11 protein-coding genes are annotated in these 12,969 nt (G+C 35.5%); 2 read left to right on the top strand and 9 right to left on the bottom strand.

From position 1 onward, the window contains the following. Nucleotides 1–130: 130 nt before the first annotated feature. The 3 genes from EIY84_RS09450 to EIY84_RS09440 form a co-directional block, all read right to left on the bottom strand. Nucleotides 131–829, bottom strand: coding sequence for an SAM-dependent methyltransferase (locus EIY84_RS09450; RefSeq protein WP_124642555.1), 699 nt, complete (start codon nt 827–829; stop codon nt 131–133). 21 nt (nt 830–850) lie between these two features. Then, a complete protein-coding gene (locus tag EIY84_RS09445; protein ID WP_124642553.1) occupies nt 851–1,288 on the bottom strand; it encodes a low molecular weight protein-tyrosine-phosphatase in 438 nt (145 codons plus the stop codon). Between the two features lie 79 nt (nt 1,289–1,367). After that, complete coding sequence (locus EIY84_RS09440) at nt 1,368–3,797, bottom strand: alpha-ketoacid dehydrogenase subunit alpha/beta (RefSeq protein WP_124642551.1); 2,430 nt, start codon at nt 3,795–3,797, stop codon at nt 1,368–1,370. A gap of 342 nt (nt 3,798–4,139) precedes the next feature. Here EIY84_RS09440 and EIY84_RS09435 point away from each other — a divergent pair, with 342 nt between their 5' ends. Next, nucleotides 4,140–4,634 carry an RNA polymerase sigma factor gene (locus EIY84_RS09435; protein ID WP_124642548.1) on the top strand — a complete coding sequence of 165 codons (495 nt, stop codon included), beginning with the start codon at nt 4,140–4,142 and terminating at the stop codon, nt 4,632–4,634. Between the two features lie 7 nt (nt 4,635–4,641). Continuing rightward, nucleotides 4,642–5,421, top strand: a complete 780-nt coding sequence (locus tag EIY84_RS09430) for a hypothetical protein (protein WP_124642546.1) — start codon at nt 4,642–4,644, stop codon at nt 5,419–5,421. Nucleotides 5,422–5,472: 51 nt separating this feature from the next. Here EIY84_RS09430 and EIY84_RS09425 read toward each other — a convergent pair whose 3' ends face one another. From EIY84_RS09425 to EIY84_RS09400, 6 genes are all read right to left on the bottom strand, one after another. Next, nucleotides 5,473–7,470 (bottom strand): S9 family peptidase, encoded by a 1,998-nt coding sequence (locus tag EIY84_RS09425; RefSeq protein WP_124642544.1) that lies wholly within the window; start codon nt 7,468–7,470, stop codon nt 5,473–5,475. A 101-nt stretch (nt 7,471–7,571) separates the two neighbouring features. Further along, the gene (gene purH, locus EIY84_RS09420; protein WP_124642542.1) at nt 7,572–9,089 is read right to left on the bottom strand and encodes a bifunctional phosphoribosylaminoimidazolecarboxamide formyltransferase/IMP cyclohydrolase; all 1,518 of its coding nucleotides are present in this window, start codon (nt 9,087–9,089) and stop codon (nt 7,572–7,574) included. 29 nt (nt 9,090–9,118) lie between these two features. Beyond that, nucleotides 9,119–9,685 carry a phosphoribosylglycinamide formyltransferase gene (gene purN / locus EIY84_RS09415; protein WP_124642540.1) on the bottom strand — a complete coding sequence of 189 codons (567 nt, stop codon included), beginning with the start codon at nt 9,683–9,685 and terminating at the stop codon, nt 9,119–9,121. A 59-nt stretch (nt 9,686–9,744) separates the two neighbouring features. Then, nucleotides 9,745–10,734 (bottom strand): phosphoribosylformylglycinamidine cyclo-ligase, encoded by a 990-nt coding sequence (gene purM, locus EIY84_RS09410; RefSeq protein ID WP_124642538.1) that lies wholly within the window; start codon nt 10,732–10,734, stop codon nt 9,745–9,747. An 839-nt stretch (nt 10,735–11,573) separates the two neighbouring features. Next, nucleotides 11,574–12,173, bottom strand: coding sequence for a hypothetical protein (locus EIY84_RS09405; RefSeq protein ID WP_124642536.1), 600 nt, complete (start codon nt 12,171–12,173; stop codon nt 11,574–11,576). 41 nt (nt 12,174–12,214) lie between these two features. Then, on the bottom strand, nt 12,215–12,694 hold the full coding sequence (locus EIY84_RS09400; RefSeq protein WP_124642534.1) for a hypothetical protein: 480 nt from the start codon (nt 12,692–12,694) through the stop codon (nt 12,215–12,217). Nucleotides 12,695–12,969: the final 275 nt, after the last annotated feature.

Raw genomic sequence — 12,969 nt, 5'->3', positions numbered from 1 at the left:
TATAAAATACATAAAGGAGTATTTTTTTGGTTTATTTTTTAAGAAACTGTTTAAATTTTATATCTCGATTTTTTGTAAAGATATTTAGATGAATTTTGAGTTTTAAAAATAAAGTTTTAGCGGGCTCTAATTACCGACCCAAAACAAATACCGTTGGGATTTTATGAAAATCGGGTTTTATTTTTTGCCATTCAGCAATTTTCAGAGTCCTAATTTTTTCTTCTGTTGGGTGGTTGATGTTGGATGCAATGCAGAGTTTGGTCTGTGGATTCAAAAATTTAATCAAAGATTCTATTAATTGATTATTTCGGTACGGAGTTTCCATAAAAATTTGTGAATATCCTGATTTTTGAACTTGAGATTCCAAAAACTGAATTTTCTGTTTCCTGGCCGATTGATCGATAGGAAGATAGCCGTTGAAAGAAAACTCTTGCCCGTTGAAACCACTGGCTATCAGTGCTAAGATGATTGAACTAGGTCCGTTGATGGGGATCACTTTTATGTCGTTTTCATGGCACCAGCTTACCATAATATTTCCAGGATCGGCAATGCAAGGAAGTCCCGCTTCGGATAAAAGTCCAAAATCTTGACCTTGTTTCATCAGGTGCTGAGCTTCTTTTAAATCTGCGGTTTCAGAATATTTGTCCAATAAAAACAATTTCAATTCGCTTTGTTTTTTTTCAGGACAAAAAAACTTCACTACTTTTCTTGCTGTTTTTTCGTTTTCCACAAAAAAATAATCCGTTTTTAGGATGTACTCTTTAATTACTGGAGCAAAATGTTCAATTGAGGTTTCGTCTGATAAATAGGCGGGTATTAGAAATAGCATAATTAAAAATTGGGATAAGAATTAAAAAGATAATATTTCTTCGGCTCTTTGTGTACAGGCTTCATCCAACATTCTAAAAACATTTTCAAAACCTTGTATGCCTCCATAATACGGATCCGGAACATTGGATCCATCGGGCATAATCAAAGATATTTTGTTTTTTTGTTCTTGGGTTTTTGCCAAAGACAATACATCGTTCAGGTTGCTTTTGTCCATACAAAAAATGAAATTGAATTGATCCAAATCTGCCGTTGTCACAAGTCTTGATTTTTGTTTGCTGATGTCGACATGGTGTTGCTTGGCAACTTCTATGGATCGTTCGTCGGGATGCTCTCCTTTATGCAAAGCAATGGTCCCGGCCGAATCTACAAAAAAATCTTGAGGAACTTTGGTTTTCATTATTCCTTCTGCCAAAGGACTTCTACAAATATTTCCTAGGCACACCATTAATATTTTCATTTCTTTTTATTTGACTATTTTAAAATCAAAAGGCTGTTGGAGTACCAAGCAGCCTTTTGGAATTGATTATTTAAATAAATTAAATTTTAGGAAATTTTGTAGGGTTGGTTTCGTACAACATTTCATACACCTTTTCTACAATATCATCTGCAGAAGGCTTACTGAAATAGTCACCATCACTAGCATAGGCAGGTCTGTGATTTTTTGCAGACATGGTTATAGGATCGCTGTCCAAGTAACGGAAAGCTTTTTGTTTTTCCAAAATTTGTTGCATAATAAATGCCGAAGTACCTCCTTCTACATCTTCATCTATCACAACCAATCTATTGGTTTTCTTCACACTTTCAGCAATTTCGTTGGACAAATCGAATGGGATTAATGATTGAATATCAATCACTTCTGCAGAAATGCCGATTTTTTCTAATTCGTTGGCAGCTTCGGTAACTATTCTCCAAGTCGATCCGTAAGTCACAAGAGTCACATCTTTTCCTTCTTTGGTTACTTCAATTTTACCCACAGGTACGGTAAATTCTCCAATGTTATCCGGTTGTTTTTCTTTTAGACGGTACCCGTTCAAGCATTCAACAATTAGAGCCGGTTCATCACTTTGCAACATGGTGTTGTAGAAACCGGCAGCTTTGGTTAAGTTTCTTGGTACCAATACCAAAATCCCTTTGGAAAGGTTGATAATCCCTGCCATTGGTGATCCCGAATGCCAAATACCTTCCAAGCGATGACCTCTGGTTCTGATGATCAATGGAGCTTTTTGGCCGCCTTTGGTTCTGTAATGTACGGTTGCCAAATCGTCACTCATCCCTTGCAAACAGTATAAAATATAATCTAAATATTGGATTTCGGCGATGGGTCTCAACCCTCTCATTGCCATACCAATACCTTGTCCAAGGATGGTTGCCTCACGGATTCCGGTATCAGCAACACGAGTTTCTCCGTATTTTTCTTGCATTCCTTCCAATCCTTGGTTTACATCGCCAATATTTCCGGCATCTTCACCAAAAATGAGAGTTTGTGGATATTTTTCAAAAATTTTATCAAAATTATTTCTGATGACTACTCTACCATCGACCTCTTCGGAATTTTCTGAATAGATGGGATCTACCATTTTCACTTCGGAAGATTTCCATTGAGATTGAGAATAAAGATGTGAAGAATAATTGTCTTCTTCAATTGCGAATACTTCTTGTAGTGCCAGTTGCAAGGCGTTTCTCTCTGCAGTTTTGTTGGCTCTTGTTAGCAGCAACGATTTTCTTGCTAAAGAAAAAACATCTCTTTTCCCTACAGAAATGATTTTTTTGAAATTGTTTAATTCTTCACTTACTTCAGAGTTTTGGGGAGCCAACGCTTCCACCAAAGGAAGAATTTTATTTTTAAGTTCGGTAATGGTCGATTGATAACTGTCCCAAGCTTTCTTCTGACCGTCTTTTACCGTTTTTTTAGCTTCGTTTTCTATGGCATCCAATTCTTCTGCAGTGGCCAAAACTTCTTCTTTGCCTTCAATTTCCACAGAATAATTCAGAATCCACTCTTTGAATTTCACCAAACCGTCAAAATCGGCTTCCCACTGCAATCTTTCAGCAGATTTGTATCTTTCGTGAGAACCGGAAGTAGAATGTCCTTGAGGTTGGGTAACCTCTATCACATGCACCACAACAGGCACAGATTCTGTTCTTGCAAAATGTTCGGCTTTGGCATACGCTTCTAGCAGAGCAGCGTAATCCCAAGCTTTTACTTGTATAATTTCGCAGCCTTGGTTTTCGCCGTCTTTTCTTTGGAAACCGGAAAGCATTTCTGCTATATCTGCTTTTGCTCTTTGGTTTTTTGTAGGTACGGAAATTCCGTAACCATCGTCCCAGATAGAAACGATCATCGGGACTTGTAAGGCACAAGCTGCATTTAATGTTTCCCAAAAATGACCTTCAGCAGAAGATGCATCACCAATGGTTCCGAAAGCAATTTCGTTACCGTTGTTGGTGAAATTTTCTTTACCCTCAAACGCTACTTCTTTAAAAACTTTAGAAGCCTGAGCAAGACCTAACAATCTTGGCATTTGCCCTGCTGTTGGGGAAATATCGGATGAAATATTTTTAAGTTGAGCTAGATTTTTCCAGCTTCCGTCTTCGTTCAAAGTTCTGGTGGCATAGTGACCGTTCATCTGTCTACCTGCAGATGCAGGTTCTCTTTCTGCAGAGGTATCGGCATACAACTGTGCATAAAAACTCTCAACAGTCAATGCACCGATCGCCAAAGCAATGGTTTGGTCTCTGTAGTAACCGGATCTCCAGTCACCATTTCTGAAGACTTTGGACAATGCCAATTGAGGCAATTCTTTACCATCGCCAAAAATACCGAATTTGGCTTTACCTGTTAATACTTCTCTTCTGCCCAAAAGAGACATCTCACGAGAGATTCTCCCCAATCGGTAGTCTGCTAAAATTTGTTCTTTAAAATCTTGAAATGAGATTTGTTGAGTTTCTATGTAAGTTGTTTGCATAACAAATTGGATATGCTACAAAAATACTAATTATTATTTTTTTATAACCTATGGATTGTGTATTTTCCGAATATTCAAACTTGTTCGGGAAAAGAATAATTATTAATGAATTTTCTTTTGATTCGATAAAAATAATTAATTAATTTTCATCAAAAATTATAGCTTATACAAATTTGAATTTATATAATTTCATAAAATTTGTGTTTTTCTTATTAATTATTAGGCGAAATTCTAAAAGATAAAATGGATTTGAGAAAGAATATAAGAAATCTGATGTTTTTAACAAATAATTGTAACATTATTGACTTTTCATAACTAACCTTTAAAAAGTAAATTTTCAAATTGAAAAAAGTAGAACAAGATTTTTTAATAAAAATAGAAAAGCACAAAGGTATTCTTTTCAAAATTTCTAAAATGTATATGGATTATCGGGAAGATCAAGAAGATCTTTTCCAAGAAATTGTACTGCAGATTTGGAAGGCTTATCCAAGTTTCGAAAGAAAAAGTCAATTTTCGACCTGGATGTATAGAATAGCACTTAATACGGCAATAATTTCTTTAAAAAAGGAAAAAAGAACACCGTTTATCAGTCCGATTGAAGAATTAGAAAATCTAAGGCATCCAATAGATTTTTCAACCGACCAAAAAGAAGAACAAATATCTAAAATGTACAAAGCCATACACGAACTTAACCCAATAGAAAAAGCCATCATATTTTATTACCTAGAAGATTATTCGGGAAAAGAAATTGCTGAAAATATGGGAATAAGCGAAGTGAATGCGAGGGTAAAACTAAACAGAGCAAAACAAAAACTAAAAGAATTAATTTCAAAATAATTACATTATGGACATCGATACTCTTAAAAATATTTGGAAAGAAACACCCCAAGAAAACGAACCTGAAATAAATTTAGAGCAAAAAACCAGATTGTTTTCTCCATTGGACAAAGTGAAAACAAATATGAAAATGGAATTTTATTCCCTTCTTTTTATCATACCTTTTTTGATATTTTTTTTCGTAGAAAAAATTGACAATCCCATTACTCTTTTTTATTCTTTGGTTCTTCTTGTTGTTTCTTTAGTTTTAATATCGTATTACTATTTACAGTTCTATAGACTCTACAAAAAAATATCAGAGAAAAACTTAAAAACCTACCATCATCTTATGGAACTTAAATATGATTTAAATAACAATATCGTTTTGTATAAGAGTTATTATATTTCATTTTTACCCATACTTTTTGGGGAGATTGTTATTATATTTCAGAATAATAATGTACTAAACCCTAGTAATTTCAATCCTTTCATGATTATGTTTTTGATAATTCTTTTCACAGGAAGTATTGCTCTTTACTTAAGCTGTAAAATTTGGCTTTATTATTACTACGAAAGATACATCCTGCAAACAGAAAAAATTATAAATACACTCATACAGTACGAAGATAATATTGAAGAAGAAAAGACTGATATTTTCATGAAACTCGTTGGATACACCCATGTCTTTTTCAATAAATTTTTAAATGATAAATATTCTGTTATTTTAAACTTTATCATTTGGTTAATAATCCTTTACACCATTGTAAGATTGATTATTATGGTTATTTCTGGTTTTATTTTTAGATAAATAACAAACAAAAAAGTCATCCCAACTGAGATGACTTTTTTGAATTTTTCGTTAAAGAGTTTCTTTCAACCATTCGAAAAATTCCCTTTGCCAAACCAGACCGTTTTGTGGGTGCAATACCCAATGGTTTTCGTTCGGGAAATACAAAAACTTAGCATTAAGACCTCTCAATCGAGCTGCTTGGAATGCCTGTTGTCCTTGTTCATACGGCACACGGAAATCAATCCCTCCTTGGATGATCATCATCGGTTTGTTCCATTTATCTACAAAATTGGACGGATTAAATTCGGTGTACGCCTTAGGTTGTGGCTTCTGCCAATAGCTTCCACCCAGATCCCAATTGGCAAAAAACAATTCTTCCGTCGTTCCGTACCAGGATTTCATATCAAACAATCCGTTGTGGGCAATAAAAGTTTTGAAACGATTTTCATGAATTCCGGCCAACATATAAACGCTGTACCCGCCATAACTGGCACCTACAACACCCATTCTGTCCCCATCAACATAGGGTAAGGTTTTTGCAAAATCGGCTGCGGAAAGATAATCTTTCATCGGTTGTCCTCCCCAATCTTTGGAAATGGCGGCATTCCACTCTACTCCCCAACCCGGCATCCCTCTACGGTTGGGTGCAACTACGATATAATCGTTGGCTGCCATGAGTGCAAAATTCCATCGAATGGAGAAAAATTGTGAAAGTGCCGATTGTGGACCGCCCTGACAGTACAACAAAGCCGGATATTTTTTGTTCGGATCAAAGTTCGGAGGGTAATGAAACCATACTCCCATTTCTTTTCCGTCCGAAGTTTTCACCATTTTCAGTTCGGATTTTCCTGGAGTAATTTGTGCATAATTTTCCTTGTTGATGTCGGTAACCTGTACCATGGATCCGTCTTTTAAAGAAACCGAAAAAAGATCCGGACTGTGGTTAATGTCCGTTCTGGTGATGAGTAAATTGTTTTGATTTTGTCCAATTATTCCAGCCACATCAAACTGGCCGTTTGTGATTTGTTTAATCTCCGAATTTTTAGGATTTAAAGAAAATAGCTGAACGGTACCTCGGATAGCGGCGTTATAATAAACCATCTTGGAATCGTTGCTCCAAAAAGTTTCTCCACTTACGGTTTCGTTCCAATTTTTGGTCAGGTTTTTTTTGGTTTTGGACTTCCAATCCATCAGGATAATATCATTTTTATCCGACTCGTATCCATCGTGAGCCATGCTTTGCCAAAGTAAAGATTTTCCGTCCGGAGAGAATTTAGGATTAACATCATAGCCCATCATTCCTTCAGAAATATTTTCAGTTTTACCATTAGAAAGGGAGTAAACATAGATGTCGGTGTTGGTACTCTGAGCGTACTCGGCACCGGATTTTTTCTTGGTTACATACAACAATTGAGAAGAGTCTGGGCTCCAAACAAAGTCTTCGCTTCCGCCGTGAGGTTTTTGTGGGCAATCGAATTTTTCTCCAGCCAAAAGATCTTTTGCCGTTTCTACAGCTTGGTCGGTATTGACTACAAATACATGGCTGTATTCTCCTTTGTTCCAAGTATCCCAATGGCGGATGTTAAGGTCGTGATAGACCTGAGCAGTATTTTTAGGGAGGTCTTTGTATTTGTTGGTTCCCATCACATCTTCCACCAACACGGCTTTACTGAATGCTATTTTTTTAGCATCCGGAGATATGATAATGTTATCGACTTCACCAATGGTATAAAATTCGGTCCACGAAGTTCCGCCATCTTTAGAAATATAAATTTTACCATCTTCCAATGCATAGATTCCGTTTTTGTCCCATTGGATCAGGGATTTTTTGCCCAAATCAAAAGATTTTGTGGCGTTATCCTTTAAGCCAAGTAAATAATTTTTCTTTTTTGTTTTTTCGGTTTTTAGATCGACCGTACCCACTTGATAGATGAGTGAAGAGTGATCCGGAGCTACTGCCGAAACCGAAAACTTATTGAGTGTCCATAATTTTTCTGGGGTCATGACCTGTTGTGCATTTAACAGTGAAGTTGCAGCGACAGCGACCACGGTGGATTTTAATTTCATATCGTAAAAACTTGATTTCTGTTTGATAAGGTTCAAAGATAAAAAATAAAAAAGCTACTCCAAAGAAATGAAGTAGCCCAAACAATTTTTATATGAAAAAATTAATGTAAGAAATGTCTCATTCCCGTTATTAACAATGGGATTTTATATTCGTTACAAGCATCAACGCTGTCTTGGTCTCTCATGGAGCCTCCGGGTTGGATGATTGCTTTGATACCTTCTTGAGCGCAGAAATCGACCACATCTCGGAAAGGGAAAAAGGCATCTGAAGCCAGTACCAAATCTCCGGTGAATTTTTCTTTGGCTCTTTCAATCGCCTGTTGAGTTGCCCAAATTCTGTTCACCTGTCCACCGCCGATTCCTAAAGCTTGTGTTCCATTGGAAACAACAATGGCATTGGATTTAACATATTTTACCACTCTTTGTGCAAACAGCAATGCTTTTTCTTGCTCTGTTGTTGGTGCAACTTCGGTAGCGCATTTGATGTCATTGGAAAACTGATTGTCTGTATTTTGTAGCAAAAGAGCACCATCAATTTTTACCCAAGTTTGATTGTCGGCAACAGAATTTTTGATTTTGATGATTCTTAAATTCTTTTTGGTTTTAAGGATTTCCACAGCATCTGCATCGAAGTCTGTAGCCATAACAATTTCTAGGAAAGTTTTGTTCAGCTCTTCAGCCGTTGCAGCATCTATTTTATAATTCATGGCTACAATACCACCAAAAATTGAAATTGGATCGCAATTGAAGGCATCTTTGTAGGTGTCCAAAGCCGTATTACCGACTGCAACACCACAAGGTGTGGAATGTTTTACAGCGCAACAAGCCATTTCGTTTTTGAATTCGTTCACCACTTTCCAACAAAGATCCATATCTCTTAGGTTGTTGAAAGAAAGCTCTTTACCGCCCAAGATTTCAAAATCTTTCATGGCTCCATTTTCTGTTGTAGAAACATAGTATGCCGCAGATTGATGTGGATTTTCTCCGTATCTAAGGTCAGAAACTTTTTTGTAAGAAGCATTCAAATACTGAGGATATTCTTCATCCAAAAGCATTTGAGAGATTGCTGCATCATAGGCAGAAGTCAAGTTGAATACTTTACCGGCTAATATTTTTCTCGTTTCGTAAGTGGAGTCGCCTGAAGCTTTCATTTCGTCCATTACTTTTGAGTAATCTTCCACATTGGTAATTACGGTTACCGATTTGAAATTTTTAGCCGCAGAGCGAAGCATTGAAGGTCCACCGATGTCGATAAATTCAATTTTATCTTCGAGAGAGATGTCTTTATTGACATTATCAAAAAACGGATAAAGGTTTACAATCACCATGTCAATCAATCCAATACCGTGTTGTTGTACGGTTTGCATGTGCTCTTCATTGTCTCTTACCGCCAACAAGCCACCGTGTACCATCGGGTGTAGGGTTTTTACTCTACCGTCCAACATTTCTGGGAAAGCAGTTACCTCGTCGATCTGAATTGGATGAAGTCCTGCTTCTTTCAAATGTTTAAAAGTCCCTCCTGTAGAAATTAATTCGTAGTGGTTGCTTTCTAAAAATTGTGCGAATTCTACTAATCCCGATTTATCGGAAACGGAGATTAAAACTCGTTTTTTGCTCATTTTTTCTTTTTATTAAATTTACTTTTGATTTACTTATTTTGAAGTACGATATTGATTGCTTTCGGAAAAATATCGTATTCTACACTGTGTATTTTTTCTGCTAAAGATTCTGGGGTATCGTTTTCAGAAATATCGACTTTGCCTTGTAGTATAATTTCTCCCTCGTCTACACCGGCAGTTACAAAATGTACGGTTGCTCCACTCGTCTTCTCGTCTGCTGCGATTACAGCGTTGTGTACATGCATTCCCCACATTCCTTTACCACCAAATTTTGGCAACAATGCCGGATGTATGTTGATGATTTTATCTTCAAATTTTTGGCAAAAATCCTGTGTCATGATGGATAAAAATCCTGCAAGAACTATGAGATCCACATTTTCCGGAATTTCTTTTTCTAGAAGTTCACAGAAATTTTTCCCTCTTGGGATCATTTTATTTTTAATCCCTTCATTTTCTGCTCTTTGCAACCCGTAACAATCTCTATCTGCAACGACAAGCGATACTTGTGCATTTGCAATTTCGTTAGACTTTATGGTATCGATGATTCTTTGCAAATTGGTACCTCCACCAGAAACCAAAACAACAATGTTTTTCATGTGTATCCTATAAAAACCATCCGCACATTATAGAAACGCACGGAAGGTATATCGTTTTATTACAAAAGATTTATTTTTTCAGAATGTTCAGTGATTACCCCAATTTCGTAGGCATCAGGAATAAGTTCTGTAACTTTAGAAGCAAGGCTTTCATCAACGACAACAACCATACCTACACCCATGTTGAAGGTACCGAACATTTCCATGTGATCGATATTTCCTCTTTTTTCAATTTCTTGCATGATGGTCGGAACTTTAATGGTCGAAGTCACGATTTCAGCACAAAGACCTTCAGGGATAATTCTTGGAATATTCTCGATAATTCCTCCGCCGGTGATGTGTGCGATACCGGAAACGGACATTTCGCCTAACAATTTAAAAACATCGTTGTAGTATAGTTTTGTAGGAACCAATAAGGTTTCAAAGATGGGTTTTCCTTCAAACTCTTCATGAAAATCTGGGAAAATTTTTCTTACCAAAGAGAATCCGTTACTGTGAAAACCAGAGCTTGGAAGTGCAATAATTTTGTTTCCTTTTTTTATTTTGGATCCGTCAATTACTTGATCTTTCTCTACGATACCTACACAAAATCCTGCAACATCGTAATCGCCCGGTTGGTACATACCCGGCATTTCGGCCGTTTCGCCACCGATCAATGCACATTGGTTGTCTTTACAAGCTTTCACCATTCCCATCACAATTTCTGCTGCCACTTCGGACTCCAACTTACCGCATGCCAGATAATCTAAAAAGAACAAAGGTTTGGCACCGTGACATAGGATGTCGTTGGCACACATTGCAAAGCAGTCAATCCCGATAGATCCGTAGTTTTTAGTATCCAAAGCAATTTTCAGTTTGGTACCAACACCGTCGGTTCCAGAAACCAACACCGGATTTTTGTAGCCACCAATTTCGTAGAAAGCTCCAAAGCTTCCCAAATTGTTTAGTACATTTTTATTGTGAGTTTCTGCCACAGCAGATTTTATTTTATCTACGGTTTTGTAACCTTCTTCTTTATCTACACCTGCAGATTTGTAAGTATTGCTCATAAAAATTCTTTTTCTGGGTTAAAAGTACCTTGCGATGATCAGTCACAAGGTACTGGGTTTAAATAGATTTATTTCAAACTTTTCCGTCAATTTACTTCAATAAAAAAGCCGACAATCTTTCAGTTGTCGGCCCTGTTTTATTTTTTCGCGCATGATATATGCCCAATATTTTGGATGATATCAGCAACATAATATTGAAAATTTCTGTTCAAGTTGATCATTTTTACTGTTGCAAAAGTAGGAATTTTCAACCATTGAAAGCAAATATTATTCACAAAAAAAATTTTAGTACACGACAAAAACTTTAATACATCAATATTCAGATTGTTAATTTTGGTAATCATTGTTCTTGACAAATAGTTCAATCCGTACCTGAAGATGCTTACAGTTCTGCTTCCGTGTTTTTTAATTTTGATCGGTTTAATGCTGCTATCAATGTAATCCCCAATCTTATAACACCAAACAAATGCTATAATTACCAAAAGAATTAGTCTTTCAAATCTATCTAAATGAGTGACATGAGTGTCTTCTAAATTAAAACCGCTTGATTTCAATCCTCGGAAAAGCGTATCTTCGTAGCTTGAGCTGGTTTTTTCTTTTTAAGCATTACCTAGGAAATAACACTTTAGCATACTGAAAATAAGCTTTTTAAACAATTAAAATCGAACTTAATTAATTGATTTTTAATTGATTGTATTTTTTGTCGTGTACTAAACTCTTTTTATTAAAATTTTTTACAATGCAAACAAGAATTATCCTTATCTTTTCTCCATAAAAAAACTCCAAATAATCTGTGGAGCTTTGTATTACTATTAACTTACAATTTTCTAATGGCTTTATTATTTTGTTTCAATAAGTTTCTTTTCTAATAAAGGTAAAACAATCCTTTTAACCATTGGTTTATCACTTTTCCAATCAGGATCATTTTTGGAATCTTTGTAATTAGTAACTAATTGTACTTCTCCTTCTTTGTTCAACACGATATATTTTGACATATCATCTATATTTTCAAGTTTTGCTGGTGTTATCTTCGTAAGAAAATTTTTGTATTTCTTTGATTTTCCTTTACCTTCTATGTCATTAATAACAAGAATCTTAGCATTAGGATAGGTTTCCAAAACCATGTCTCTTGACTCCTTTGTCCAATGATGATTTTCTTTATCGACCAACAATACATAAAGATCAACTTTATAAACTTCGCCAATTAAAAAAAAAGTAGGTATATGATAGATACAAGGTGCACACCAACTCCCAAAAGTAAAAAAAAGTGTATTAGGCTGGTTAGAAAATTTTGCTAAACATTTCACATCCTCACTCGTTACTGAATAAATGTTTTTGTAATGCGACTCAGGCAGTTTGCACTTCTCAATGGGGGTTTGAGAAAATACTTTGACGAAACAGAGTAAAAGTAGAGCAATAAAAAATTTAGCTTTTCCCAAAAAAAACAACATTCTCAAAATCCTTAAGCTAATAATTTATATTATAATTTCGAAACACTAATTGCATAACCACCGAATTCTCCAATTGTGGGGTCAAAATTATACTCACCCTTATGAAAAATGTATTTATCTCCGTCCCCATCTGTAGAATAAAAATCCTGATCAACATAAAATGTAGTATCTTCAAGTCCTTCGAGTTCTTCCGTAGAATTAAGTTTATAAGTTCCTTTTAACTCAAAATCAGGCGCATCTTCTTCAAAACTATGCGTGACAGTAATTTTCACAGGACCTTCTACAATGGTTACACCTAAAGCAGACAATTCACAAATTCCAAGTCCTGCACAATTTTTGGAAACTCTTCCTAATCTAAAGGTAAAAGAAACACTTCCTTTTTTCATACTGTGAGACATAACACTTTCTTTTTGCAACTTATTTGTTGGAATCTCATCTGCTACTCTTTCATTACAAGAAGCTAATACTAATGAGAAAGCTAATGAGCTAATTAAAATTTTATTCTTCATATTTTATTTTAATTGAATATTACGAAATTATGGAATTAAAAATTAGAAAACAACTCATAGAACAATTTTTAAGCTTCGACAAATTTCAAAGGCTTAGATTCAACTAATAAATGCAACAGCATTTAAAATAACCAAGGGAAGTGTTTTTCCCCAGGGGCAAAACACTTCCCTTGGTTGGCGAAAAAAAATCACCTTATTTTGTGGTCACTACACTACAAAAAAGGATGGGACATTTAACGCTTGAACAAAGATACAAAATTGAGGCTTACAAAAGT

This window comes from Amniculibacterium aquaticum, assembly GCF_003852705.1.
GTDB classification, from domain to species: Bacteria; Bacteroidota; Bacteroidia; order Flavobacteriales; family Weeksellaceae; genus Amniculibacterium; species Amniculibacterium aquaticum.
The sequence above is the reverse complement of the archived record's forward strand: the minus strand, read 5'-3'. Positions and strand labels throughout refer to the sequence as shown.